Genomic DNA, 26,431 nt, shown 5'->3' with positions numbered 1-26,431 from the left:
CCCTCGGTCAGCTCTTGAGCATGTTGCGCAGGACGTACTGCAGGATGCCGCCGTTGCGGTAGTACTCGGCCTCACCGGGGGTGTCGATCCGGACCACGGCGTCGAACTCGATCTTCTCGCCGCTGTCCTTGGTTGCGGTGACCTTGACCGTCTTCGGCGTCCGGCCCTCGTTGAGTTCGGTGATACCCGCGATGTCGAACACCTCGGTGCCGTCGATCCCCAGCGACTTGTAGCTCTCGCCCTCAGGGAACTGCAACGGGACCACACCCATGCCGATCAGGTTTGACCGGTGGATGCGCTCGAACGATTCGACGATGACCGCCCGCACGCCCAGGAGCATGGTGCCCTTGGCCGCCCAGTCACGCGACGATCCGGAGCCGTACTCCTTGCCGCCGATAACGACGAGCGGGGTGCCCGCGTCCTGGTAGTTCTTCGAGGCGTCGAAGATGAACGACTGCGGTCCACCCTCCTGGGTGAAGTCACGGGTGTATCCGCCGCTGACGTCGTCGAGCAGCTGGTTCTTCAGGCGGATGTTCGCGAAGGTTCCGCGAATCATCACCTCGTGGTTACCGCGACGCGATCCCAGTGAGTTGTAGTCCTTGCGCTCGACACCGTGCTCGTCGAGGTACTGGGCCGCCGGGGTGCCGGGCTTGATGGCGCCGGCAGGGGAGATGTGGTCGGTGGTGACCGAGTCGCCGAGGGCTGCGAGAACGCGTGCTCCGGTGATGTCGGTGACCGGCTCGGGGTCCTTCGACATGCCGTCGAAGTACGGAGCCTTGCGGACGTAGGTCGAGTTCTCGTCCCACTCGAAGATGTCACCCTCGGGCGTGGGCAGATTGCGCCAGCGCTCGTCTCCCTTGAAGACGTCGGCGTACGACTTGGTGAACATCTCCTGGCTGATCGCCTGGGCGATGGTGTCCTCGATCTCCTTGGTGGAGGGCCAGATGTCCTTGAGGAAGACGTCATTGCCATCGGTGCTCTTGCCGAGCGAATCATTCTCGAAATCGAAGTCCATTGTGCCCGCGATGCCGTAGGCGATGACCAACGGCGGCGAAGCCAGGTAGTTCATCTTGACGTCGGGCGATATACGTCCCTCGAAGTTTCGGTTACCCGAAAGCACTGCGGTGGCGGTGAGGTCGTTGTCGTTGATCGCCTTCGAGACCTCTTCGGGCAGCGGTCCGGTGTTGCCGATGCAGGTGGTGCAGCCGTACCCGCCGAGGTAGTAGCCCAGCTTCTCGAGGTAGGGCCACAGGCCGGCCTTTTCGTAGTAGTCGGTGACGACCTGCGAACCCGGCGCCATGTTGGTCTTGACCCATGGTTTGGTGGTCAAGCCCAGGTCGACGGCCTTCTTGGCGAGCAGTGCAGCGCCGATCATGACGGTCGGGTTCGACGTGTTCGTGCACGAGGTGATGCCTGCGACGACGACCGCGCCGTGATCGAGGACGAACTCGCCCCGCTCGTCGGAGACGCACTTGACGGGCTTGCTCGGACGACCCTCGGCGCCGTTGGCGGCCGACTGCACGTTGACCGCGCCGTCGTCGGCAAACGAAAGCGTCGCCGGATCGCTGGCCGGGAACGACTCCTCGATGGCCTCGTCGAGCTGGGTGTGGTCGGTCGGGTGGTTCTCACCGACGTACTGGTGGATGTCCTTGCGGAAGGCGGTCTTCGCCTCTGACAGCAGGATTCGGTCCTGCGGGCGCTTGGGACCTGCGATGGACGGTACGACGGTGCCCAGGTCGAGTTCGAGGTACTCGGAGAACACCGGCTCCTTGGACGGGTCGTGCCACATGCCCTGTTCTTTGGCGTAGGCCTCCACGAGGGCGAGCTGCTCTTCGTTGCGACCGGTCAGACGCAGGTAGTCGACGGTGACCTCGTCGATGGGGAACATCGCGGCAGTCGAGCCGAACTCAGGGCTCATGTTGCCCAGCGTCGCGCGGTTTGCCAGCGGGACCTCGGCGACACCGTCCCCGTAGAACTCGACGAACTTGCCGACGACACCGTGGTTACGCAGCATCTCGGTGACGGTCAGCACCACATCGGTGGCCGTGACACCGGGCTTGATGGCGCCGGAGAGCTTGAAGCCGACGACGCGAGGGATCAGCATCGAGATCGGCTGACCGAGCATGGCAGCTTCGGCCTCGATGCCGCCGACGCCCCAGCCCAGCACACCCAGTCCGTTTTCCATGGTGGTGTGCGAGTCGGTGCCGACGCAGGTGTCGGGGTAGGCCTGGCCGTTACGCACCATGATCGACCGGGCGAGATGCTCGATGTTGACCTGATGGACGATGCCGGTGCCGGGCGGGACGACCTTGAAGTCGTCGAACGCACCCTGGCCCCAGCGCAGGAACTGGTAACGCTCGCCGTTTCGCTGGTATTCGAGGTCGACGTTGCGTTCGAAGGCGTCGGCGCGCCCGAACACGTCGATGATCACCGAGTGGTCGATCACCATCTCTGCCGGGGCGAGCGGGTTGACCTTGGTCGGATCGCCGCCGAGTGCGGTGACTGCCTCACGCATGGTCGACAGGTCGACGATGCAGGGGACACCGGTGAAGTCCTGCATCAGGACGCGGGCGGGGGTGAACTGGATTTCGATGCTGGGATCGGCAGAGGGATCCCACTGCGCGATCGCCTTGATGTGGTCTTCGGTGATGTTCGCGCCGTCTTCGGTGCGCAGCAGGTTCTCTGCGAGCACCTTGAGGGAGTAGGGGAGTTTTTCTGTTCCCTCGACCGCGTTGAGTCGGAAGATCTCGTACGAGTTGTCTCCAACGGTCAACGTGCCGCGGGCGCCAAAGGTATCGATACTCATCGCTTGCGTCAGCTCCACTCTTCGTGTTGTCGGCCGGCGGGGCTGCGCCGGTCATTGTTGTCGGCATTGTCGCCGGCGGGTTACCGGTGTCATCGCCTTGTCGCATCGACGGGCTGCCTCGATGCGTACTGCTACCGATTCTAGCAGTACAAGCGTACTGGTAAAAACTCAGGCCTCCCCGGCAGGTCTCCGAACGGCAGACAGGCGAGGCGGTACGTCGAGCCTCTTCAATTCTGTCGTATTGTGCTGCCATAGGTTGGCTACGCGATCAAAAAGTTCGAACGGAGATCTGAGGGACCCATGGCACCGACGCCACTCATGACGATCATTCCGCCCGATGTCAACATCGCCGAGCTACAGGCCGGCCTCGCCGACGACGGCGTGGTTGCACCGCCGGAGATGACGCCGCAGATTCTGCAGGTCGTCGCCGAGGGTCGTGACAAGGGTTACGACCTGCACTTCGTGGTCACCGACAAGATCTATCCGAGAATCACGTACTACCGCGATATCGCCACCGAGCTCCAGCAGGACACGGGCGGCACCGTCATTGTTCTGGGTGGCAATTACATCGGCTCGGCGAGTGACGAGTTCAGTCGCGTCCAATTGGAGCAGACGACCGACAATCTGGCCATTTCCAATCCGCCGCTGGCCGCGCAGCAAATGCTTGATCGAATGACCGAGCAGACCCAGGTTCCGTGGACCGTGGTGACCCTGGTTCTCATCCTCGTGGTCACGGCGGGAGCTGCGATTGCTCGCAAGCTGCAGCTGCGCAAGAGAACTGCCGCACGAGCGGACGCATCAGCCGCCGGCGTCGCCGAAGGGACCGCGACACCGCCGCCTTCGCGCGTCGATTCCACGCGGGGCGACACACCCAGCTGAATCACATTTGTGTAGTTCGGTCATATTCAATTTGTGACCTTTGCTATTTGTCGAGTTCACAGCGTTTCCGCAGGTAATGACCTCAATGTAATTTGTGACTCATGTTTCATTCGGGGTTGTAGTGACGTACGGTTCGTATGTCATCGGTGGTGCTAATGGGGAAGTTGATCACCGCCGTGGCGATGGCCGAGAGAGCGACCGAAGGGTTGCCGTCGGCTCGGTGCCAGATCTGCGAGGGAGTCATTTGTGAGTCGAGGAATGGCATTCATGCCGCGTCGACGTGGCGTTCGGTTGTCCTCCGCTGTTGCTCTGCTGGCTGCCCTCGCGGTGGCCGGTGCGCAACTATCGGCGGGTGTGGCAGTCGCCGAACCTCCGAGCAGTGCCGACAAGATCGCCACGCTGATCAATCAGATCGCCGATACAAACCAGAACATGGTGAACCTCGACGGAGATGTCGCCGTGAAGAGGGAGGCCGTGAATCGCGCCCTCGTGGATCTGCAGAACGCCAGGGAATCGCAGCGGCTCGCCGCTGTCGCAGTCCGAGGCGCTCAGGAGTCACTCGAGCAGGCCACGGGCGCGATTGCTCTCGCGGAGAAGGACTTCGACGCCTTCATCCGCAGTTTGTACACGCAGGGCAACAGCCAGGACTCCATGGGGAGCTACCTCTCGGGTGAACCCGGCGCCGTGCTGGATCGGGCTTCGGTCATCGATCAGCTCAGCAAGGACCAGCAGGCGACCATCACCCGGTTGCAGCAGGCCCGTAATGAGGAGGCCAACCGCGCCTCGACGACGCAGGCCACGCAGCAACAGGCCGCCTTTGCGACGGCGAACGCCGAAACGCGTCAGGCCGACGCGCAGACGGCCATCGCCGAGGCCACCGCGGCGGTCAAGGCAGAGCAGTCCCGCCGGGCGATGCTCGAGAAGGACCGCGCCGCCGCGCAGGAAGAGCTGAACAAGCTCCGGGGCCAGCCGACGCCGTCGACGGAACCGGGTGCGCAGACCCCCATTCTTCCCGAGCAGCAGGCTGCCATAGAAGGGCAGGCGCACCAGGACGCGCTGCGCGCCGCAGGCGACGCAGCAGGAAAGCTCGCACTGAACACGGCCCAGCAGACCCTCGCGGCCATCGTCGGCTCGCTGACGGCACCGCATACCGATATCGACGGCACCACGCCCCCGCCAACCACGACGCCACCGACGACCGATCCGAACGAGCCGTTCGACCCGACCCTGCCCACCGAACCCACCCTGCCCACCGAACCCAGCACGCCGACCACCCCGGCGCCGGGGACGGTCGATCCAGGGCTGTCCGGCTCGGCCGCAGTCGAGGTCGTGGTGAACCGCGCACTCTCGCAACTCGGAGTCACCTACTCGTGGGGCGGCGGCGATGCCAACGGCCCGACGCTGGGAATCAGGGACGGCGGGGTCGCAGACTCCTACGGCGACTACAACAAGGTCGGGTTCGACTGCTCAGGCCTGATGATCTACGCCTTCGCCGGTATCGGGATCTCCCTGCCGCACTACACCGGATATCAGTACACGTCCGGACCGCAGGTGCCGCTGTCTCAGATGCAGCGCGGCGACATGATCTTCTACGGACCGAACGCCAGCGAGCACGTTGCGCTGTATCTCGGTGACAACACGATGGTGGAGGCGCCGCAGTCCGGCGACGTCGTGAAGATCTCGCCTTTGCGTACCGGCGGTGCCATGCCGTACGTGGTTCGGCTGACCTGACGACGGGTCCGCCGCCGCGGGAGTGTCGATCCAACGGTGGCTTGCCGACGCGGCCGTCGTCGCCTTTTGCCAGTGGCCAGTACCCTCGGTGCAGTCAGTACAACGATCGAACAGACCCCGGAGGGTATCGGTGACCTCAGCGACCGACGACAGCAAGGCCTCAGCAGAGGAATTCAAGCTCACCCAGGCCGATGTCGCCTTGCTCGAGAAGGCAATGTTCGAGGTCAAGCGAGTGATCGTCGGCCAGGACCGGCTCGTGGAGCGCATCCTGGTCGGTCTTCTCGCCCGTGGGCACATCCTCCTCGAGGGGGTGCCGGGTGTGGCCAAGACCCTGGCGGTGGAAACCTACGCCACGGTGATCGGCGGCAGCTTCTCTCGCGTGCAGTTCACCCCGGACCTCGTGCCGACCGACCTCATCGGCACCCGGATCTACCGCCAGGGCCAAGAAGCGTTCGACACCGAACTCGGCCCCGTGGTCGCCAACTTCCTGCTCGCGGATGAGATCAACCGCGCGCCGGCCAAGGTGCAGTCGGCTCTGCTGGAGGTGATGGCCGAGCGGCAGGTGTCGATCGGCGGGACGACCTATCCGATGCCCGATCCGTTCCTGGTCATGGCGACGCAGAACCCGATCGAGAACGAGGGTGTCTACCCCCTGCCCGAAGCACAACGGGACAGGTTCCTGTTCAAGGTGCTCGTCGATTACCCGGCGGTGGAAGAAGAGCGGGAAATCGTCTACCGCATGGGCAATAAACCGCCCAAGGCGTCGCCCATCCTGGATCCGGTGACGATGGTTCGCCTGCAGAACACCGCCGCGAACGTCTTCGTGCATCACGCGCTCGTCGACTACGTGGTCCGCGTCATCAACGCGACCCGCCGTCCCGCCGAACTCGGCATGCACGACGTCGCGGGCTGGTTGTCCTACGGCGCATCGCCGCGCGCCACCCTCGGCATCATCGCGGCCTCGCGTGCGCTCGCCCTGGTCCGCGGGCGCGACTACGTGATACCGCAAGACGTGGTGGAGATCATCCCCGACGTCCTGCGTCATCGTCTGGTCCTGAGTTATGACGCGTTGGCCGACGAGGTCGACGCCGACGCCGTCATCACTCGGGTCTTGCAGACGGTCGGACTGCCACAAGTCAGCGCACAACCGTTGGCCACGGCGCCGGCGCCAGGCCAGCCGCCCGTACCCCAACCGCAGGGTGGATACCCGCAGCAGCCGAACGGGCTGACCAAACCTGCTGCCCCGCAGGGAACTTCGGCGCCGACGCAGGGGTATCAGACTCCTTCGCAGGCGAATCCGGCGCAGGGCAACCAGTCGCACTATGGCGGATAACGGCGCACTTCCCTCGTTCGGCGCGGGCACCCTGGAAGACCCCAAGCTGACTGCGGCTCTCAAAACACTCGAGATCGTGGTGCGGCGCAAGCTCGACGGGGTCCTGCAGGGTGATCATCTCGGTCTGATCCCCGGACCGGGCAGCGAGCCGGGGGAGGCCCGCGAGTATCAGCCGGGCGACGACGTACGGCGGATGGACTGGTCCGTGACCGCGCGGACCACCCATCCCCATGTGCGTCAGATGGTCGCCGATCGCGAACTCGAGACCTGGCTGGTGGTCGACATGTCGGCGAGTCTGGACTTCGGGACGGTCAACACGACCAAACGCGATCTGGCGGTCGCCGCGTGTGCAGCCATCGCGCATCTGACGCTCGGCGGCGGCAACCGGATGGGCGCCGTCGTCTGCACCGGTGATCAGGTTGTCCGGATCCCCGCCCGGAGCGGTCGTGCGCATGCGCTCAACACGTTGAAGACGATCGCGACCACCACCCGCTCCACGGACGGCGTTCGCGGCGATCTCTTCGCGGGCATCGATGCGCTGCGCAGGCCCGAGCGCCGCCGCGGCCTCGCGGTGGTGGTCAGCGACTTCCTCGGCCCGATCGACTGGGACCGGCCGCTTCGCGCGGTCGGGGGGCATCACGATGTACTCGGCGTCGAGGTGCTCGACCCCCGAGACATGGAACTCCCCGATGTCGGCGAGGTCATGTTGCGGGACGCCGAATCAGGTCAGGTTCGAGAATTGACCATCACGGACAAGGTTCGCGCCGATTTCGCGCGTGCCGCGGAAGCGCATCGCATGGAGGTGCAGCGGACCCTCCGTAAGTGCGGTGCTCCTACCCTGGCGTTGCGCACCGACAGGGATTGGATCGCGGACGTGGTCCGCTTCATCGCCCAGCGTCGTCGCGGTATGAACGCGGGGGCGACACGATGAGCTTTTTCGACCTGGCCTCCCCATGGTGGCTGCTGGTACTGCTCGGTGTCGCGGGCTTGGTCGGCGGCTACATATACATGCAGCGCCGGCGCAAGGAACGCGCGCTCAAGTTCGCGAATCTCGATCTGCTCAACACCGTTGCTCCGGCAACCCGGAATCGCAGTCAGCACATCCCCATCGCGCTGATGATCATTGCGCTGATCGTGTTGACCGTGGCGATGGCCGGACCGCAGGCCGATCGCAAAGTGCCCCGCAACAAGGCGACGGTGATGCTGGTGATCGACGTGTCGAGGTCGATGGATGCCACCGACGTGGCGCCCTCGCGCCTACGGGCGGCGCAGGAAGCCGGCAAGAAGTTCGCCGACGAGCTCACCGAGGGGATCAATCTCGGACTGGTCTCGTACGCGGGGACCGCGACGACGCTCGTCTCACCCACCCCTGATCGAGCGGCCACCAAGGCGGCGATCGACAAGCTCCAGCTCGACGACAAGACCGCCACCGGCGAAGGCATCCTGGCCGCAGTGACGCAGATCAAGACACTCAACGCCGTCCTCGGTGGAGACGCGGGCGCACCGCCTGCCCAGGTGGTGCTGCTCTCCGATGGCAAGGAGACGGTTCCCGACGATCCGGATGATCCGCGGGGTGCCTTCACCTCCGCCCGGAAGGCCAAGGAAGAGCAGATCCCGGTCAATACGATCTCGTTCGGTACCCGGGGCGGCACCGTAGACCTCGAGGGTGACCGTATCCCGGTCCCTGTCGACGACGACTCCCTGCGCCGGATCGCGCAACTGTCCGGCGGCAAGTTCTTCACGGCGTCGAGTCTGGACGAACTCAACCAGGTCTACGAGAACCTGCAGAATCAGATCGGCTACGAGACCAGGCGTGGGGACGCGTCCCGACCGTGGCTGATCGCAGGAACACTGATGGTGCTGCTCGCCGTCATCAGCGCCGTGGCCATCAACCGGCGCCTGCCCTGATGGGACCGGGTACACGTCCGCAGACCAGAAAGCGATAGGTTGTCCGTCATGGCTGACAGCATCCCAAAGGCATCTCGCTCGGTCCTGGTCACCGGTGGCAACCGTGGAATCGGGCTCGCGATCGCGCAGCGCCTTGCCGCCGACGGACACAAGGTGGCCGTCACGCACCGTGGGTCCGGTGTTCCCGACGGCTTGTTCGGCGTCGTGTGTGACGTGACGGACAACGACTCGATCGTCCGCGCCTTCAAAGAGATCGAAGAACATCAGGGACCGGTCGAAGTACTGGTCTCGAACGCGGGTATCACCGACGACACCCTGCTGATGCGGATGACAGAGGAACAGTTCGAGAAGGTCATCGACGCCAACCTGACCGGATCATTCCGGGTGGCGAAGGCAGCGTGTCGCTCGATGCTGCGTAAACGCTTCGGCCGCTTCATCTTCCTCGGCTCCGCGGTCGCGATGATGGGCACCCCGGGTCAGATCAATTACGCGTCGTCGAAGGCAGGCGTGATCGGCATGGCCCGGTCGCTGACCCGCGAACTCGGCTCACGTTCGATCACTGCGAATGTGGTGGCACCCGGCCTCATCGAGACAGACATGACGGCGGAACTGCCGGAGGAGTACCGGGACCAGGCCGTCAAACTCATTCCCGCCGCCCGGGTGGGTAGGCCCGACGAGGTTGCCGCAGTGGTCAGTTGGCTGGCATCCGACGACTCGTCCTACGTATCCGGAGCCGTGATACCCGTCGACGGCGGGCTCGGGATGGGTCACTGACCCCGGCGACTCGCCGGCTGCGCACACACCAACGATTCGATCGACTGCGAGGAGCAGACATTGAGCGGGATTCTCGACGGTAAGACGATTTTGGTCACCGGGATCATCACTGATTCCTCGATCGCATTCCATGCCGCCGCCATGGCGCAGGAACAAGGTGCCCGCGTGATCATCACGGGATTCGACCGGCTGCGACTGATCGACCGGATCGCCCAGCGCCTGCCCAAGGAGGTACCCCCCGCGCTGGAACTCGACATCACCAACGAAGACCATCTGGGTACGCTCGCCGATCGTCTCAAAGAAGTTGCACCCGAAGGCATCGACGGTGTGCTGCACTCCATCGCATTTGCACCCCGCACCCTGATGGGCCCTGAGGCCAAGCCCTTCCTGGAAGGCCCTGGTCCTGACGCCGCGCAATCGTTCCAGGTGTCGGCCTGGAGTTATGCCGCGCTGGCGCGCGCGGTGCTCCCCGCCATGAACGAGGGCGGGTCGATCGTCGGAATGGACTTCGACCCACGCACGGCCATGCCGTTCTACAACTGGATGGGTGTGGCGAAGGCCGCGCTCGAGTCCGTCAACCGCTATGTCGCTCGCGAGGTCGGCGCCGCAAAGAGAATTCGGTCCAATCTCGTTGCGGCAGGGCCGATCAAGACGCTGGCAGCGAAGGCCATCGCCGGGACCGCGACCGGCGACGCGAAAAAACTGAACCAGCTCAACGAATACTGGGACGGGGCTTCGCCCATCGGCTGGAACGTGGACGACCCCACCGTGGTCGCGAAGTCGATCTGCGCGTTGCTCTCGGATTGGCTGCCCGCCACCACCGGATCGATTGTCTACGTCGACGGCGGCGCCAGCCACAACACCTGGTTCCCGGAAGAGTTCTGACACCGGTGATGTCGGTGGAGGGCGGATTCGACGCCGTCATGGTGCTGTCCTTCGGCGGGCCCGACAAGCCCGCCGATGTCCGTCCCTTCCTGGAGAACGTGACACGCGGACGCGGGGTGCCGCCCGAGCGTCTGGATGAGGTGGCCGAGCACTATCACCACTTCGGTGGGGTGTCGCCCATCAATGCGCTGAACAAACAGATGATCGGCTCGCTCGAGACGGAACTCGGCCGCGTCGGTATCGACCTGCCGGTGTATTTCGGGAATCGGAACTGGCATCCGATGATCGAGGAGACGCTCGAGCAGATCTACGCCGACGGTCACCGCCGCGTCCTGGTGTTCCCGACCTCGGCGTGGGGTGGTTACTCGGGCTGCAGGCAGTACGACGAGGACATCCGGCGGGGTCTGGACGCACTCGGCGACAGGGCCGATTCGATGGTGCTGCGCAAGCTACCCCAGTACTGGGACCACCCGGCGATGACGGCATCATGGGCTGATTCGATCCGCGCCGCAAGCGCAGAGTTGCCGCCGGAACTACGAGACGAGGCCCGGCTGATCTTCACGGCGCACTCGATCCCGGACTCGGCCGACCGGGCCGCCGGGCCACCGCAGGACGGTGGACGGCTCTACAGCCGTCAAGTGGCAGACGCATCCCGGCTCGCGGCGACCGCGGCCGGCTTCTCGTCCTTCGACCAGGTGTGGCAGTCCCGATCGGGGCCGGCCCGGATTCCTTGGCTGGACCCGGACATCTGCGACCACCTCGACGACGTAGCAGCACAGGGTGTTCTTGCCGTCATCGTCTGTCCGATCGGGTTCGTCTCCGACCACCTCGAGGTGGTCTGGGATCTCGACAACGAGGGCCTGGACAAGGCGAACGAGCTGGGCCTGGGATATGCACGAGCGAAGACCGTGGGCACCGATCCGCGGTTCATCACGATGATCGTGGAGTTGATCGGCGAACAGCTGGCGGGACCCGTGGCCTTCCGGCAGGGCATGACCGACAACGGTGCACCGTGTGCGGTCGGATGTTGTGAACCGGTCCGCAGACCGGCCTGAGGTCACGCCGACGGGGCTTTCAAACCTTGTTGCCGTGCAACAGTTCTGAGATCACTGCGTTGGTCGCGCTCATCCGCGCCACTCGTACGGTCCTGCCCAGTTCTCTGAGGGCCCCGTCGCCGGTGTGTTGCCCGGCGGCATTGATCCCGAAGTCCGGCGCGGCTGCAGCAGCGACCGCAAGGATGGCCGCGACGTGGGCGGCCTGTTCGAGGATGCGTTCGGCGCGGGTGTTGACATTCGGCGGCAACTGCGTGGCGGCGAGGCGGGTGAGTTCCGCCACCTTGGCGCGCGGGTCAGGAAGCGGTGCCGATCTGGGCAATCGCAGGTCTCCGAGGATTTCAGCAGCTGAGCGGATACTCTCGCGCAGTTCGTATTCCACCTCACCGAGGGGCATCGTGACGGGAACCATGGGCGTCTCGAGGGTGTGGGCACCCCATCCGACGGTGTACCGATCGAGGCGGCGGGGGACCAGTGCGTAGTGGCCCGGGACGACGAGGAGCTCACCGGTGTCAAGCGCCGCAGTGGTCACCGGGCTCCGAGGGGGAAGGCCGAGCATGTCGCCGGGTGCCACGAGCAGGACGGCGAGGCCGTTCGGTGATCCCGCCCGTATCAACCTCAGCAGCGCGTCGCTCTCCTCGCCGCCGGCATCGAGCGAGAGTTCCTGTGCAGCAGCTCTGTCCGCGGGAATCACGCGATGCCTCGAACTCCACCAACTCAACACGTCGAGGACGTCGTCCGGCGAGCAGCGACCCGACTGCCACGCAGCACCCCACGCACCCAGAGCGCCACTGAGGCCCTGGGCGTCGCTCGGATACTCGGTTCCCGTGTCAGTCATCCATTCCCTTTGTCCCGTTTTCTCCGGGCCACTCTAGCGCCGAAACCCGATCCACGGCGTGGCATGTGCCGCGCCAAGTCGCGGAGCCCTAACGTTGTTGCGGTGAACAGCAATGGCTCTGATCGCTACGGCCGAGATGTGCTCTCCGGGCCCCGTCGCAGCTCCCGCCCGGCGACCCCCGAGGTCGTTGCCGAACGTGACCTGGTGGTCGAAGATGCCGCCTCCGGTTTTTGCGGCGCCGTGGTCGGATTCGAACGCAGCTACGACGGTGAGTTCGTCCGTCTGGAAGACCGCCGTGGGCTGACCCGGATCTTCGCGCTGCGGCCCGCGGCGTTCCTCATCGATGGTGCCCCGGTCACCCTGACCAAGCCGGTGCCCAGAGCACCTGCTGCGCCGACCAGGACCGCATCCGGATCGCGGACCGTTGCCGGGCAGCGCGCGCGTGTCGCGCGGGCGAGTCGGCTCTTCGTGGAGGGCGTGCACGACGCCTCGCTCATGGAGCGGATCTGGGGTGACGACCTGCGGGTCGAGGGCGTGGTGGTCGCCAGCCTCGACGGGCTCGACAATCTCGATGAGGCCCTCGCCGAGTTCGAGCCGGGCCCCACCCGGCGCGCAGGGATCCTCGTCGATCACCTGGTCGCCGGATCCAAGGAATCCCGGCTCACGGAGCGGGTCGGTGAGCATGTGCTCGTCTGCGGGCACCCCTACATCGACGTCTGGGAAGCGGTGAAGCCTGCCGCGGTCGGGATCAAGGCCTGGCCGAGAATTCCCCGCGGGACCGATTGGAAAACTGGCGTGTGCGTGGAGTTGGGTTGGGGGACACCTCGGGACGGGTGGCGCAGGGTCAACAATGCGGTCTCCAGCTTTCGCGACGTGGAGGTGCCGCTGATCCGGGCGGTCGAGGAGCTGCTCGATTTCGTCACGGCCGCAGAATGACGGGCATGGCAGACTCGAAGTATGGGAGCACTGTTATGGCTCGTAGCCGGATTGGTCTTGATCGGGGCTGAAGCACTCAGCGGCGATCTGATCCTTCTCATGCTCGCCGGCGGTGCCTTGTCGGCGGCCGGCGTCAGCGCTGTGTTCGATCCGCCTCTGTGGGTGGACGGGGTCGTGTTCGCCGTCGTATCCCTGCTTTTGTTGTTCACGGTTCGGCCTGTCGCAAAACGCCACATGTTCAGTCGGCCGCGCCTGGCGACCAACACCGAAGCCCTGGTCGGTCAGCACGGGGTGGTGGTCTCGGCGATCACCGAAGACGGTGGTCAGGTGAAATTCAGCGGCGGCGTCTGGTCGGCGCGTGCCGCCCATCCGGGTGATCGATTCGACGAAGGTGAAGCAGTGACCGTACTGGAGATCGACGGCGCCACCGCCGTCGTGTGGAAAGGATGAGCGACGCAATGTTGGTCGGCCTGATTGTCATCATCGTGCTGGTACTGCTGGTGGCGGTGATCCTGGCGAAGTCCGTGGCCCTGATCCCACAAGCAGAGGCTGCAGTGATCGAGCGGCTCGGTCGGTACACGAAGACCGTATCCGGCCAGCTGACGTTGCTGGTGCCGTTCGTCGATCGCATCCGTGCCCGCATCGACCTGCGTGAGCGTGTTGTCTCGTTCGCGCCACAGCCGGTGATCACCGAGGACAATCTCACCGTGCTCATCGATACCGTCGTGTACTTCCAGGTGACAACACCCCATTTCGCGGTGTACGAGATCAACGACTACATCGTCGGTGTCGAACAGCTGGCCACCACGACACTTCGCAACGTGGTGGGCGGCATGACCCTCGAAGAGACCCTGACTTCGCGTGACTCGATCAACGCCCAGCTCCGCGGCGTGCTCGACGAGGCGACCGGCCGTTGGGGTCTGCGCGTGGCACGAGTGGAACTCAAGAGCATCCTGCCGCCCCCTTCCATCCAGGAATCGATGGAAAAGCAGATGAAGGCCGATCGCGAGAAGCGGGCCACGATTTTGACTGCAGAAGGCCAGCGCGAGTCCGCGATCAAGACCGCAGAGGGCAACAAGCAAAGCCAGATCCTGTACGCCGAAGGCGCGAAACAGGCCGCAATCCTCAATGCAGAAGGTGACCGGCAGTCGCGCATCCTGCAGGCGCAGGGTGACCGTGCAGCGCAATATCTGCGAGCGCAGGGTGAGGCCAAATCGATCCAGAAGGTCTTCGCGGCGATCAAGGCGGCGAGACCGACCCCGGAACTTCTCGCTTACCAATACTTGCAGCAGTTGCCGGAGATGGCGAAGGGTGAGGCCAGCAAGGTGTGGGTGGTCCCGAGTGACTTCGGTTCCGCACTCCAGGGCTTCGCGAAATCATTCGGCGTCCAATCCGACGACGGCGTCTTCAGGTACGAGGCCCCTGCCGACGACGGGACCACCGAGGTCGACGAATCCGATATCGCGGACTGGTTCGAGACCGCGGCGGATCCGAAAGTGGCACAGGCGGTGGCGGACGCGGAAGCGGTGGCCAGGACCCCCGTGGCGGATCAGCCGCCGCTGTCGGCACGCCGCTCGGACGCGGCTCTGGAGAAGGAACCGTACAATTCGCCCGCGGCTCCCGGATGGCAGACGCCGCCTGAACCCCAGAGCGACCCCCAGTAGTACACGCAGCTGGGAGCACGGTGGTCAGTGCAGTAGTAGATATCCGGTGCCCGCGACGGCTGCCGCCCAGACCACGGACGCCAGGGTGCCGATGATGAACTGTTCGGCGGCGCCGGGCTCGCGAAGTTCCGGGTAGCGTCCGAGACCCTTGACCGCCAGCACGACGGCGATGGCTTCGGGCCAGTTGAGCCCGAGCGCCGCGACCACCACTAGTCGTTCGAGGTAGCCGATGACCCGGCCCCCGCGCAGCGGGGTGGGAAGTGGTTGACCGGCTGCGGGCTCCGAGGGATCAGGCGCCGGTGGCGGGGTGTCGAGTTGCCAGGGTTCGATGCCGCCGATGAGCAGCGAACCGCGCACCATTGCAGTACCGCCGGTGATCGCGGCGGTCGCCACCAAGATATGGGTGAGCACAGCGCCGAAGTCTTTGGCGGGGCCGCTGACCAGGGTCAGGACGGTCGTTGCACCGAGCAGACCCAGTACCAGCCCTGCAGCTGCGTAGGTTCGCCACGCCTGGTGGCCATGGACGAACCTGATGAGCGCCACCGGTGCGGCGGCTACCGCAGCGAGCACGATGAGAGCCGCAACGATCATCGCGCGGCCGCCAGAAGTCGAGTGGCGAGCATCCGGGTGTCCTCCTCGAGGTGCCAGTTGGCTGCGCGAAGTCGTTGGGACATCGCCTGTGGTGTGACGCCGAGTGTGGCAGCAGCCTCTGACTGTGTCCGGGTTCGCCGCATCTCGCGGACCGCTGCATGGCCGGCTTCCGAGCGTTCACCGATGATGAGGGCGAGCAGTCGAGCGGCGGTCTGCGCAGCTACAGAGGTGTCCTGGTCCGGCCCGACGACCGCGACCGGTTGAGGGTTGCGCTTGGCGGTGGTGACTGCCGTTCGGGCTCGTTCGAATGCCGTTCCGCGCCCGGCGCGGGTCTGCTCGGGAAGGGGCATGTCGACCTCACCGATCCCGATTCCGATGCTCCAGTTGCCGAGTTCGATGAGAATGGCGACGACGTCGATGACAGCTGCCGCGGATTCGAGGACGGCCTGGAATTCGTCGCCGGCCGTGCGGTCGAACGTCCGCAGGGTCCGCACGCCTGTCAGCGCTGCGAAGGCGTCGGGCACTCGGTCGGAGTCTCGTCGGCTGTGTTGCTGATCGATCGTCATCACGAACATAGGAACTACCTCGCCCTCAAGGATTTAAGGTTGATAGCAAGGTATCAAGTTCTATAGCTTTAATTCAAGAAATCCAGTCCAGAGGCTTTCGCACAGTTCAACTCGATCGCCATGGGCGCCCACGCGGACGCTCGCAGGCGGTCAGCTCGCGCGGGGCGAGAGTTCATCGGTCGGTTCGTCGGCGTTGGCCGCATCGTCATCAGCGGTTTTCGGTACACCGAGTCGCGCGTCGAGGATCAAACCGATCACCCCGAGGCTGAACAACGACGCCGACAGCGCGAGTGCGCCCGCACTGCCCTCGCCGGCGAGGGCGTTCCCGAGGATGACGATCGCAGCCGTGCCCGGCATGACGCCGATGACGGTGGCGAGCGCATACGGGACGAACTTGATCGAGGAGAGCGCTGCCACGTAGTTGGTGACGGAAAACGGGAACGCCGCGATCAGTCGCAGTGAGCCGACCGCGAGCCACCCCCGGTGCTCCATGCGCAACTCGACCGCCCGTGCCGCCGGGTGCTGCAGATAAGGCCGCGCAATCTTCCTGCCGAAGCGGCGGACCAGCACAAATGCCATGATGGCGGCAAAGGTTGTCGCGAGCATCGCACCGACGAACCCGACCGCTGGGCCGAACAGCACCCCGGACGCAACCGTGAACGCGGACCGCGGCACCGGGAAGATCGCGATGATGGCGTAGCCGATGAAGAACATCCACACGAATCCCGGTCCGAACGAATCCGCCCAATCTCTCAGGCGTGCGACCGACGGCACCGGAATCAGGTAAGCGCACAACAGCACGGCCAGCACCACCACGAGTCCGAGCAAGGCCCGGATCACCGCTGTGCGCCGGGTGAGTCGGCCGCCTCTTTTCACGGTCTCAACCTTACGGGCGATCGGGCTCTTCACGGTGGGCCGCGCTCGGCGATCGGTGCTGCACGAGTGTGCCCGATCCCACTCTGCGAACCACCGGCCTCCCCGTTTGGCCCGAGCGATTGATCGGCTACTGTCGATCCACGTCCAGATGCGACAGACATCACGACGTCACCAGATGATCGAAGGGCTCACGACGAATGCCGGATACCGGACCAGACTTCCAAGACCTGGAGGCGAACTACGAGCAGTGGTCCGCCGCTGCTGCGCAGGTACTTGCCAAGTCCAAGCGTGTCGACGTCGCGGATTTGCGCGACACCCCCGAGGCGTTGTTGTCGACGATCACGCCTGACGAACTCGTCATCAAACCGTTGTACACGCGGCGCGACGAACTCGATGAGCCAGGATTGCCGGGTTCCTACCCCTTCGTCCGCGGGAGTGATCCCACTCGCGATGTGAACATGGGCTGGCGCGTCACGGAGCGTTTCGGTGACCCGGGAGACGTAGCGAAGCGGAGCTCGACCAGTGACCCGGGAGACGTAGCGAAGCGGAGCTCGACCAGTAGTCCGGGAGATGTAGGGAAGCGGAGTTCGACCGATGAGCCGAATCGCGAACCCCAGGATCCGGCCGCGCTGAACTCGGCGATCCTCGAGGCGTTGAACAACGGGGCCAGCGGTTTGTGGTTGACCGTCGGGCCCGATGCGATCCGAGTCGATCAGCTCGCCGCGGTCCTCGAGGGTGTCCTACTGGATCTGATCCCTGTCACGCTCGACGCCGGCGCCGCAGGCATCGAAGCCGCACAGGCCCTCGCGCCGCTGTTGCCCGAGACCGCGACCGTCGGCACTGTCTCGTCGTTCGGTCTGGCCCCGCTCACCGCTGCCTACTCCGGCCGTCCCGCCGTCGCGCTCGACGCCGCGGTGCAGACTGCGGTGGACGCCGGCGCCGGGGTTCGCGCGATCCGTGTCGATGGCACCGACTTCGCGCTCGGCGGCGCAACCGATGTGCAGGAACTGGCCTTGGTCACCGCCGCGGGTGTCGATTACCTGCGTGCTCTGACCGCGGCGGGTATGTCTGTGGACACAGCGCTGTCGCAGTTGAGCTTTGCGCTTTCAGCCACCGATGACCAATTCGGCACGATGGCGAAGTTCCGGGCGATCCGGCGACTGTGGGGCCGGGTGGCCGAGGCCTCGGGCGCACCCGCAGCGGGCGCAGCGGTGACCCACGGAGTCACGGCGCTCGGGATGATGAGCCAGCGAGACCCATGGGTGAACATGCTCCGGGTGACCACCGCGACGTTCGGCGCAGGGGTGGGCGGTGCCGATCAGATCACCGTGCTGCCGTTCGACGCCGCCTTGGCACCGGCTGATCGCACGACGAACCCGAGTTTTTCGCGCCGTATGGCACGCAACACGCAGTTGTTGCTCCTCGAGGAGTCGAACGTCGCGAAGGTCGTCGACCCGGCAGGCGGTGCGTGGTTCGTGGAATCACTCACCGACGACCTGGCATCGGCCGCATGGGCGCTGTTCCAAGACATCGAGTCGAGGGGCGGCTACCAGCGGGCGCTCGCCGACGGCTGGATCGGTGAACAGATCGCCACCGCACTGGCCGCGCGGGAGAAGGCTGTCGCCCATCGCACCACCGCACTCACCGGCATCAACGAGTTCCCCAACCTCGGCGAGAAGCCCCTCAACACACCGGAGTCCGCAGACTTCGCCGACCTTCCGTCGGCAGCACCGGTCCTCGCTCGTATCGCTCGGCCATTCGAGCGACTCCGGGATCGTTCCGACGCCCATCTGGCCGCACACGGCCGACGGCCGACTGCGATCATGTTGCCGCTGGGTTCGGTCGCCGAACACAACGGCCGCACCACGTTCGTCGCCAACCTGCTGGCCGCCGGCGGTATCGAAACCGTCAATCCAGGTCCGGTGGACGGGGCCTCCGTACTCGGCGCCATCGAGGCGGCCGGGACTCCGTCGGTCGCCGTGCTCTGTGCGGCGAACCCGCGGTATGAATCCGACGGGGCACCTGCGCTCGCCGCTGCGCGGGCCGCAGGCGTGTCCACCGTGTTGCTCGCCGGACCACCCAAGGCGTGGACCGATGAGTCGGACAAGCCGGATGGATTCCTGCAGATCGGGATCGATGCGATCTCGGTGTTGACCGAACTACTCGACACGATCGAGGCGAAGAGCTGACATGACCAGTACCCAGAACAAGTCGAACCAGAACGCAGGGTCGGAGACATCGGTCCCGGCGAACTTCTCGGATGTACCGCTCGAGACTCCCGCGGTCGCCCCGGCGGCGGGGGAGAGCGACCAGCTGATCTCGGATATGGCAGGCGCGCACGGATACTCGACCGAGCAGGTCACCTGGAACACCCCCGAGCAGATCGACGTGAAGCCGCTCTACACCCGGGCCGATCGCGACGCGGTGACCACCGGCGGTGAGCACCCGTACCCGCTGGACACCATCCCCGGTTCGGTGCCGTATCTGCGTGGCCCGTATCCGACGATGTACGTGAACCAGCCGTGGACGATCCGCCAGTACGCCGGGTTCTCCACTGCGGCTGAGTCGAACGCCTTCTACCGCCGCAATCTCGCGGCCGGCCAGAAAGGCCTGTCGGTCGCGTTCGACCTCGCGACCCACCGTGGCTACGACTCCGATCATCCGCGCGTCGCCGGAGACGTCGGTATGGCCGGCGTGGCCATCGACTCGATCCTCGACATGAGGCAGCTGTTCGACGGCATCGATCTGGGATCGGTCTCGGTGTCGATGACCATGAATGGTGCCGTGCTACCGATCCTCGCGCTCTACGTGGTCGCAGCAGAGGAGCAGGGGGTGCCACCGGAAAAACTCGCCGGGACCATCCAGAACGACATCCTCAAAGAGTTCATGGTCCGCAACACCTACATCTATCCGCCGAAGCCGTCGATGCGGATCATCTCGAACATCTTCGAGTACACCAGTCTCAAGATGCCCAAGTTCAATTCGATCTCGATCTCGGGCTATCACATCCAGGAAGCCGGAGCCACAGCCGATCTCGAGCTGGCCTACACCCTCGCCGACGGCATCGAGTACCTGCGGGCCGGTGTCGACGTCGGGCTGGACATCGACAAGTTCGCGCCCCGCCTGTCCTTCTTCTGGGCCATCGGGATGAACTTCTTCATGGAGGTCGCGAAACTGCGTGCGGCCCGGTTGATCTGGAGCGATCTGGTCGCCAAGTTCGACCCCAAGAATGTGAAATCGTTGTCGCTGCGTACCCATTCGCAGACGTCAGGATGGTCGCTGACCGCGCAGGACCCGTTCAACAACGTTGCCCGCACGTGCATCGAGGCGATGGCCGCGACCCAGGGACATACCCAGTCGCTGCACACCAACGCACTCGACGAAGCCTTGGCGCTGCCGACAGACTTCTCCGCACGTATCGCCCGCAACACGCAGCTGTTGCTGCAGCAGGAGTCGGGGACCACGCGTCCGATCGATCCGTGGGCGGGCTCGAACTACGTCGAGTGGCTGACTCACGAGCTGGCGACCAAGGCACGCGCTCACATCGCCGAGGTCGAAGAAGCCGGAGGCATGGCACAGGCCATCAACGAAGGCATCCCGAAGCTGCGCATCGAAGAAGCAGCAGCCCGGACACAGGCCCGCATCGACTCGGGGCAGCAGCCGGTCATCGGCATCAACAAGTATCAGGTCGACGAGGATCAGGAAATCGAAGTTCTCAAGGTCGAGAACTCCAAGGTCCGCGTGGAGCAGCTCGAAAAGCTCGAACGCCTGCGCGCCAACCGGGACACCGAAGCCGTCGAGGCGGCGCTGGCTGATCTGACCCGGGCCGCCGCGGCCACCGAAGGCGGGCTGGAGAACAACCTGATGGCTCTGGCCATCGAGGCCGCTCGGCATCAGGCCACGGTCGGTGAGATCTCCGAAGCACTCGAGAAGGTCTACGGTCGCCACCAGGCAGAGATCCGCACGATCAGTGGGGTGTACCGACATGAGGCCGGTCAGGTGAAGAACATCGACGCAGCGATCGACATCGTCAACAAGTTCGCCGAGGCCGAAGGTCGCCGCCCACGTGTGCTGGTCGCCAAGATGGGGCAGGACGGACACGACCGCGGACAGAAGGTCATCGCGACCGCGTTCGCCGACCTCGGCTTCGACGTCGACGTGGGCCCGCTGTTCCAGACCCCGGACGAGGTGGCGTTGCAAGCAGCGGACAACGACGTGCACGTGGTCGGTGTCTCGTCGCTGGCGGCTGGTCACCTCACCCTGGTGCCCGCCCTGCGCGACGCACTGGCCAAGGTGGGACGAGGCGACATCATGATCGTGGTCGGTGGCGTGATCCCACCCGGCGATTTCGACGAACTCTACGAAGCCGGTGCTGCGGCGATCTTCCCTCCCGGCACCGTCATCGCAGATTCGGCCGTGGAGCTGATCAACAAACTGGCCACCGAACTGGGGCACGAGCTCGCATCGTGATCGAGTCCGCACATGCCTAGGCCCCCGGTAGATCTGGCGGCCCTGGCCGACGCCATTCGTGCCGACAAGCGCTCTGACCTGGCTCGCGCCATCACCTTGGTCGAGTCGACCCGGGCCGATCATCGAGCACAGGCGCAGGAGCTGCTGCTGTCCCTGGGAACCGACACCGGCGACTCTTACCGCGTGGGGATCACCGGAGTCCCCGGGGTGGGCAAGTCGACCACCATCGAAGCCCTGGGCATGTACCTCATCGAGCAGGGGCACAAGGTGGCGGTGCTGGCCGTCGACCCGTCCTCCACACGGACCGGCGGATCGATCCTCGGCGACAAGACCAGGATGGGCCGGCTCTCGGTGCACCCGCGGGCCTACATCCGGCCGTCACCCACCTCGGGCACCCTCGGCGGGGTCGCAAAAGCCACCCGCGAGACCATGGTGCTGCTCGAAGCAGCCGGATTCGACGTGGTCCTGGTCGAGACCGTCGGCGTGGGGCAGTCCGAGGTCACCGTGGCGAACATGGTCGACGTCTTCTGCTTCCTCACGCTCGCCCGAACCGGAGACTCCCTGCAGGGCATAAAAAAGGGTGTTCTCGAACTGGCCGACATCGTTGTGGTCAACAAGGCCGACGGGAATTATCAGCGAGAAGCCCAGAACGCTGCGCGGGAGCTTCAAGGAGCGCTGAAGCTCCTCACACCCCACGAGGCGATCTGGCGACCCCCGGTGCTGACCATGAGCGCCATCGAGAACTCCGGCGTCGACGAGTTCTGGCAGACAGTCCTCAAACACAAAGAGGTGCTGCGTGAGGCAGGCGAGTTCGAGGCCCGCCGGAACAGGCAGCAGGTCAACTGGATGTGGGCGATGGTCACCGACCAACTACTGCGGCGTCTCGATGCGGATCCGGAGGTGCGTGCGATCAGGGACCGCGTCGAGGACGAGGTGCGCGCAGGGACCCTCACACCGGCCTTGGCCGCCGCCGAAATAGTCGAGGCATTCGACTCGTAACATTTGTTCGCTCCGCGCGCCCGCGTTCCTCACTGCATCCCGCGCGGACCACCCCTGCGCTCACGGGCAAACGCCGCGACACGTTCGATCAAGTCGTCGAAGAACAGATCAGCGTCGGTCGTGGTAGCTATCCCGGCGTTGACCGGCCGTCCCCAGAATCCCCGCTCGTCGGCGACCGTCGTTCCGCGCGTGAGCGATCCGGTCGTCTCCACATCCACGCACGCTGGGCGTGTCTGCGTGATGGACGGGTCCAGCGCGACCGCGGCGGCGAAGGGGTCATGCATGTGGGCGATGTAACCCTCGGATTGTGCCTCGTGGAACTCGAAGTAGAAACGGATGGCGTCGACCAGATGTCGGACGATCGTATTGTCTGCGACGGAACGGGTTCCGGGTTCGTCGTCCGGGCCGGGCTGTTCCACCGGACTCGACTCGGCGAGCGCGGCGAGCCGGCCCAGGTGGTCCGGCGTCATCCGGATGCTCTCGGTGAGGTCGAGCGGACAGATGATGGGCCGCGGCGCACCGTCTGTGCCGAAGGCCGCGAACACCTCTTTGGCCGCCTCCGGGTCGACCGCGATGTTCCATTCGCTCGTCGGAGTGGTGTTGCCGCCGTGGTGGAACACCCCGCCCATGATGACGAGTCTGCGTAACCTCGTCGGCAGCAAGGGGTCCCTGCGGATGGCCAGCGCCAGGTTGGTGAGGGGACCGGTCACCAACCCCACCATCTCGCCTGGGTTGTCCATGGTCAGGTCGATCCACGCATCCGCAGCGTCCCGCGAGGACTTCGTCGATGTGGGGACCGGCAGCTGGGCATAGCCGATGCCGAGCGGGCCGTGAGTGTCCTCGGTGGTCATCAGCGGCGCCTCGAGCGGCGCGTCGGCACCGAGGCACACTTCGATGTCATCGCGTCCGCACAATTGCAGCCAGGCGAGGTTGTTGCCGCAGACGACGTCGGTCGGGACGTTGCCTCCGGTGGACAGGACCGCACGCAGATCTGCAGCGGGATGGGCCAGCAAGTACACCAGCGCGAGCGAGTCGTCGATGCCGGTGTCGCAGTCGAAGATCAGGGGAACGGAAACCACCTGCTGACCGTAGTTGACCCGTTGTCTGTAGAGAACTCGACTGTCTGTAGAGAACTCGACCCGAACCCTGTCGGAATGCGGCGCCGGCTGTTAATCTGACCACAACCGTTTCCTGATGAGAGGTTTCACCATGACGATTGCGGAGTCGACACCCCGTCAGCGCATGTCCGCCCCAGGTGAGGGCGAAGACCATCTGATCAACAACACCGACAGCGAGATCGAGCTCGTACCGCCGGGTTCGATCACGGCCGAGCAGACCGGCCGCTTCACCTTCCTGCCCGTCAACGGGGCAGCATTCGTCATGCAGGTCATGCACCCGGTGATCGGCGACGTCGTCGGCAAGTACTCGGTTTTCCGGACCGACCCCGGCGGACGGGCGATCCGGTCGATCGACTCGGTGCTGCGCTGGGTGTACGGCGGCGAAGAGGCACTGGCAGAAGGCAAGAGGCTCCGGAAGATGCATCAGCCGCTGCAGATGAAGAACGCCCAGGGGAAGCACATCAGCGCGCTCAATCCCGAGGCCTACCAGTGGGTCATCGCGACAGCGTTCCCGACCACCTTGTCAGCGGGGCCACTGCTCATCGGACGTGAGTTCGATGGCAAGGAGAGACAAGAGATCTTCCGCGACAACCGCCGCATCGCGAAAATCGTGCAGGTGCCGATGAAGGGGTACCCCGAATCCATCGAGGAGTTCGACGAGTACTTCGATGACTTCATCGAGAACAAACTCGTGGCGCACGAAGTGGCGCTGGAACTCATCGCGCAGATGCGCCAGGCACCGCCCATACCCGAGTCGGTGCCGGCGGCGCTGCGGCCCGCAGCGATCAAGGCGGCGAAGATCGCCACCTCGCCCATCCAGAACCTGAATTACCTGACCACGGTCGGGGTGATGGATCCCCGGGTGCGCGAGATCCTCGGACTGAGTTGGAGTGACCGTGAGCAGCGAGATCTCGAGCGGATGCATCGCGTGATCCGACGCTCTTACAAAGTCCTGCCGGAGCGGCTGACCTACTTCCCGTTGGCGTATCACGCCCGCCGCCATCATGCAGCGATCCTTGCGATGAAGAAACGGGAGAACGCCGGCGCCGCATACCACGTGCGCGAACGTCAGGACTGAGTCAGCAGATCCCGTGTCAGTTCGAGTTGGCCCAGATGCTGGGCCAACTCGCGCTGTATGTGGAGCAGCACCCACTCGGGGGTCGCAGTCGCGGCATCGCTGCGAGTGGATCCTTTCGCCGACCGGTCCCGGATCCCCTCGGACACAGCGATCTCGACCCATCCGGCCAAGCGGGACCGCACGTCACCCACCCGCTCGATGAGGTCGTCGACGGGTCCGGACGCGGTGAACTCAGCCGCTCGGTCCCGCGGTATCGACTCGCCGCCGATGACTGATCCCGCCCAGTGCTCCAGCATCCCCACGCAGTGGAACACGATGGCGTAGGGGCTGTTCGCGCCATCGAGCGGCGGACGGCGGTTCGCCCGCCCGTCGCCGAGGTCCCCGAGAATCGTCGTCATCGCCTCGAGAGACTCGCCCGCGATGCTGAGCGCGGCCTCGGCCAACCTGGTGGAGACCTGCGCTTCGTTCACCACGGATACGGCTCGAAATCCTTGAGGAAGACCCCGTACAGGTCGACACCCAACTCGCCTTGAACCACCGGGTCGTACACCCTCGCTGCGCCGTCGACGAGATCGAGTGGTGCCCGGAATCCCTCCTCGGCGAGCCTGACCTTGCTGGTGTGGGGGCGTTCGTCGGTGATCCAACCGGTATCGACGGCGGTGACCAGGATCCCGTCGTCGAAGAGATCACTTGCACTGGTGCGCGTGAGCATGTTCAACGCGGCTTTGGCCATGTTCGTATGCGGATGGCCCGGTCCCTTGTACCCCCGCGAAAAGATGCCTTCCATCGCCGAGACATTGACCACGTACTTCCGTCTTGCCGGGGACGCGCGCAGGGCAGGGGTGAGTCTGGACAACAAGATGAACGGGGCCACGCTGTTGCACAGTTGCACCTCCAGCAGCTCGAGCGGGTCGACCTGATCGACGGTTTCCACCCAGCTGTTGCTGTCGACGAGGTCCGGCAACAACCCACCGGCGTCGATCGCGGTGCCATCGGCGATCCTCTCGACCGTCGCCGAGCCTGCAGTCATGGCAAGGGCGGCAAGCGCTTTGGCAGCGGAATCGGAATCGCCACCAGAAGCCAGCGCTTGGGGGTGCAATTCACTGCTGTCGCCCATCGTCAACACCGGGACCGTCGCGGCGGCTCCGGTCAAGGGCGCCCGCTCGGCATCGGCGAGTGAACTGTACGCGCCGGGGGACCGGCGCACCGTCTGTGCGGCGTTGTTGATGAGGATGTCCAGCGGACCCGCTGTTGCGATCGAATCGGCGAGATCGGTCACCTGGGCGGGATCACGAAGATCGATGCCGACGATGTGCAACCGATGCAGCCACTGCTCGGAGTCGGGTTGCCTGGCGAACCGGCGGGCGGCATCGCGGGGGAACCGCGTCGTGATGGTCAACTCCGCACCGTCGCGCAGCAGCATCAGGGCGATGTACATCCCGATCTTCGCGCGGCCGCCGGTCAGCAGAGCGCGTCGTCCGGTGAGGTCGGCGTGCTGGGTTCGTTTCTCCCGATTCTCAGCAGCGCAGTCGGGGCAGAGTTGATGGTGAAACGCGTCGACCCGCGTGTACTCCTGCTTACAGATATAGCAGTTCTGGGGGCGGATGAGGGTCCCGGCACTGGTTCCCGGCGCACCGGTCAACGGTAAGCCGGCGGTCTCGTCGTCGATGCGGTCGGGCGAACCGGTTGCCGTCGCTGCCAGCACTTTTCGGTCCGCGTCCAGGCGCACCTGGTGCTTTTGTTTCTTGCGGCGCCGCTTGGCCTGTTTGAACATGTGCGCGACAGCGCGCTGGACCTGGATCGAATCCGGATGTCCGGCGTCGAGCTCTGCCGCCTGATCGAGGACACGGCGGAACACCGCCATGTCGGCGATGTCGATGGAATCAGTGGGGGCTTCGTGCACGCATCGCATTGTAGTGACCGCTCG

General features: G+C 65.1%; 23 protein-coding genes. 15 read left to right on the top strand and 8 right to left on the bottom strand.

Annotation, left to right across the window (positions count from 1 at the left end; all coding sequences use genetic code 11):
* Window positions 1-7: 7 nt before the first annotated feature.
* Window positions 8-2,806: an aconitate hydratase AcnA gene (gene acnA / locus DFR67_RS01820; protein ID WP_110467679.1), complete on the bottom strand. Its 2,799-nt coding sequence runs from the start codon at window positions 2,804-2,806 to the stop codon at window positions 8-10.
* A gap of 300 nt (window positions 2,807-3,106) precedes the next feature.
* On the opposite strand from acnA, the gene DFR67_RS01815 reads away from it, so the two are divergent.
* The 8 genes from DFR67_RS01815 to DFR67_RS01780 all read left to right on the top strand — a co-directional run bounded on the left by DFR67_RS01815 (window position 3,107) and on the right by DFR67_RS01780 (window position 11,371).
* Window positions 3,107-3,685, top strand: coding sequence for an Rv1476 family membrane protein (locus DFR67_RS01815; protein WP_211324911.1), 579 nt, complete (start codon window positions 3,107-3,109; stop codon window positions 3,683-3,685).
* A gap of 267 nt (window positions 3,686-3,952) precedes the next feature.
* Window positions 3,953-5,416, top strand: a complete 1,464-nt coding sequence (locus tag DFR67_RS01810) for an NlpC/P60 family protein (protein WP_110467891.1) — start codon at window positions 3,953-3,955, stop codon at window positions 5,414-5,416.
* Between the two features lie 130 nt (window positions 5,417-5,546).
* Window positions 5,547-6,749, top strand: a complete 1,203-nt coding sequence (locus DFR67_RS01805; RefSeq protein WP_110467678.1) for an AAA family ATPase — start codon at window positions 5,547-5,549, stop codon at window positions 6,747-6,749.
* A complete protein-coding gene (locus DFR67_RS01800) occupies window positions 6,739-7,680 on the top strand; it encodes a DUF58 domain-containing protein (RefSeq protein ID WP_110467677.1) in 942 nt (313 codons plus the stop codon). Before DFR67_RS01805 ends, DFR67_RS01800 begins: the two co-directional genes overlap by 11 nt.
* On the top strand, window positions 7,677-8,657 hold the full coding sequence (locus DFR67_RS01795) for a VWA domain-containing protein (protein ID WP_110467676.1): 981 nt from the start codon (window positions 7,677-7,679) through the stop codon (window positions 8,655-8,657). Before DFR67_RS01800 ends, DFR67_RS01795 begins: the two co-directional genes overlap by 4 nt.
* A 48-nt stretch (window positions 8,658-8,705) precedes the next feature.
* A complete protein-coding gene (gene fabG1 / locus DFR67_RS01790) occupies window positions 8,706-9,431 on the top strand; it encodes a 3-oxoacyl-ACP reductase FabG1 (protein WP_110467675.1) in 726 nt (241 codons plus the stop codon).
* A 60-nt stretch (window positions 9,432-9,491) separates the two neighbouring features.
* A complete protein-coding gene (gene inhA / locus DFR67_RS01785) occupies window positions 9,492-10,316 on the top strand; it encodes an NADH-dependent enoyl-ACP reductase InhA (protein WP_110467674.1) in 825 nt (274 codons plus the stop codon).
* An 8-nt stretch (window positions 10,317-10,324) separates the two neighbouring features.
* Complete coding sequence (locus DFR67_RS01780; RefSeq protein WP_110467673.1) at window positions 10,325-11,371, top strand: ferrochelatase; 1,047 nt, start codon at window positions 10,325-10,327, stop codon at window positions 11,369-11,371.
* A gap of 19 nt (window positions 11,372-11,390) precedes the next feature.
* Here the strand turns inward: DFR67_RS01780 and DFR67_RS01775 are convergent, their stop codons facing one another.
* Complete coding sequence (locus DFR67_RS01775) at window positions 11,391-12,206, bottom strand: hypothetical protein (RefSeq protein WP_110467672.1); 816 nt, start codon at window positions 12,204-12,206, stop codon at window positions 11,391-11,393.
* A 102-nt stretch (window positions 12,207-12,308) separates the two neighbouring features.
* Between DFR67_RS01775 and DFR67_RS01770 the strand changes: the two genes are divergently transcribed.
* Genes DFR67_RS01770 through DFR67_RS01760 form a run of 3 tightly spaced genes read left to right on the top strand, consistent with a single transcriptional unit; the run spans window position 12,309 to window position 14,806 of the window.
* Window positions 12,309-13,142, top strand: coding sequence for a DUF3097 domain-containing protein (locus DFR67_RS01770; RefSeq protein WP_425451231.1), 834 nt, complete (start codon window positions 12,309-12,311; stop codon window positions 13,140-13,142).
* Window positions 13,143-13,163: 21 nt separating this feature from the next.
* Window positions 13,164-13,592, top strand: a complete 429-nt coding sequence (locus DFR67_RS01765; protein ID WP_110467670.1) for an NfeD family protein — start codon at window positions 13,164-13,166, stop codon at window positions 13,590-13,592.
* A complete protein-coding gene (locus tag DFR67_RS01760; RefSeq protein WP_245937652.1) occupies window positions 13,589-14,806 on the top strand; it encodes an SPFH domain-containing protein in 1,218 nt (405 codons plus the stop codon). The genes DFR67_RS01765 and DFR67_RS01760 overlap by 4 nt, the downstream gene beginning before the upstream one ends.
* A 24-nt stretch (window positions 14,807-14,830) precedes the next feature.
* Here DFR67_RS01760 and DFR67_RS01755 read toward each other — a convergent pair whose 3' ends face one another.
* The 3 genes from DFR67_RS01755 to DFR67_RS01745 form a co-directional block, all read right to left on the bottom strand.
* The gene (locus tag DFR67_RS01755; protein ID WP_110467669.1) at window positions 14,831-15,397 is read right to left on the bottom strand and encodes a hypothetical protein; all 567 of its coding nucleotides are present in this window, start codon (window positions 15,395-15,397) and stop codon (window positions 14,831-14,833) included.
* Entirely contained in the window at window positions 15,394-15,972 is a 579-nt protein-coding gene (locus DFR67_RS01750) for a hypothetical protein (RefSeq protein WP_110467668.1), read from the bottom strand. Before DFR67_RS01750 ends, DFR67_RS01755 begins: the two co-directional genes overlap by 4 nt.
* Window positions 15,973-16,113: 141 nt before the next feature.
* A complete protein-coding gene (locus DFR67_RS01745; RefSeq protein ID WP_245937651.1) occupies window positions 16,114-16,839 on the bottom strand; it encodes a TVP38/TMEM64 family protein in 726 nt (241 codons plus the stop codon).
* Between the two features lie 197 nt (window positions 16,840-17,036).
* Here DFR67_RS01745 and DFR67_RS01740 point away from each other — a divergent pair, with 197 nt between their 5' ends.
* Genes DFR67_RS01740 through meaB form a run of 3 tightly spaced genes read left to right on the top strand, consistent with a single transcriptional unit; the run spans window position 17,037 to window position 22,308 of the window.
* On the top strand, window positions 17,037-19,028 hold the full coding sequence (locus DFR67_RS01740; RefSeq protein ID WP_110467667.1) for a methylmalonyl-CoA mutase family protein: 1,992 nt from the start codon (window positions 17,037-17,039) through the stop codon (window positions 19,026-19,028).
* A gap of 1 nt (window position 19,029) precedes the next feature.
* Window positions 19,030-21,309, top strand: coding sequence for a methylmalonyl-CoA mutase (gene scpA, locus DFR67_RS01735; RefSeq protein ID WP_110467666.1), 2,280 nt, complete (start codon window positions 19,030-19,032; stop codon window positions 21,307-21,309).
* Between the two features lie 12 nt (window positions 21,310-21,321).
* Window positions 21,322-22,308 carry a methylmalonyl Co-A mutase-associated GTPase MeaB gene (gene meaB / locus DFR67_RS01730; RefSeq protein WP_110467665.1) on the top strand — a complete coding sequence of 329 codons (987 nt, stop codon included), beginning with the start codon at window positions 21,322-21,324 and terminating at the stop codon, window positions 22,306-22,308.
* 29 nt (window positions 22,309-22,337) lie between these two features.
* Here the strand turns inward: meaB and DFR67_RS01725 are convergent, their stop codons facing one another.
* Window positions 22,338-23,387, bottom strand: a complete 1,050-nt coding sequence (locus DFR67_RS01725; protein WP_110467664.1) for a nucleoside hydrolase — start codon at window positions 23,385-23,387, stop codon at window positions 22,338-22,340.
* Window positions 23,388-23,517: 130 nt separating this feature from the next.
* Here DFR67_RS01725 and DFR67_RS01720 point away from each other — a divergent pair, with 130 nt between their 5' ends.
* Window positions 23,518-24,504 (top strand): oxygenase MpaB family protein, encoded by a 987-nt coding sequence (locus DFR67_RS01720; protein WP_110467663.1) that lies wholly within the window; start codon window positions 23,518-23,520, stop codon window positions 24,502-24,504.
* Here DFR67_RS01720 and DFR67_RS01715 read toward each other — a convergent pair.
* Together DFR67_RS01715 and DFR67_RS01710 are read right to left on the bottom strand one after the other, a co-directional pair.
* The gene (locus DFR67_RS01715) at window positions 24,495-24,977 is read right to left on the bottom strand and encodes a DinB family protein (RefSeq protein ID WP_245937650.1); all 483 of its coding nucleotides are present in this window, start codon (window positions 24,975-24,977) and stop codon (window positions 24,495-24,497) included. The two genes, DFR67_RS01720 and DFR67_RS01715, sit on opposite strands and share 10 nt — an antisense overlap.
* Window positions 24,971-26,416: an SDR family NAD(P)-dependent oxidoreductase gene (locus DFR67_RS01710; RefSeq protein WP_110467662.1), complete on the bottom strand. Its 1,446-nt coding sequence runs from the start codon at window positions 26,414-26,416 to the stop codon at window positions 24,971-24,973. The genes DFR67_RS01715 and DFR67_RS01710 overlap by 7 nt, the downstream gene beginning before the upstream one ends.
* Window positions 26,417-26,431 lie beyond the last annotated feature (15 nt).

The sequence above is a fragment of the Williamsia limnetica genome (genome assembly GCF_003217475.1).
Classification (GTDB): Bacteria; Actinomycetota; Actinomycetes; order Mycobacteriales; family Mycobacteriaceae; genus Williamsia; species Williamsia limnetica.
Note: the sequence above shows the minus strand (reverse complement) of the source record. Positions and strands in the feature narration are given on the sequence as shown.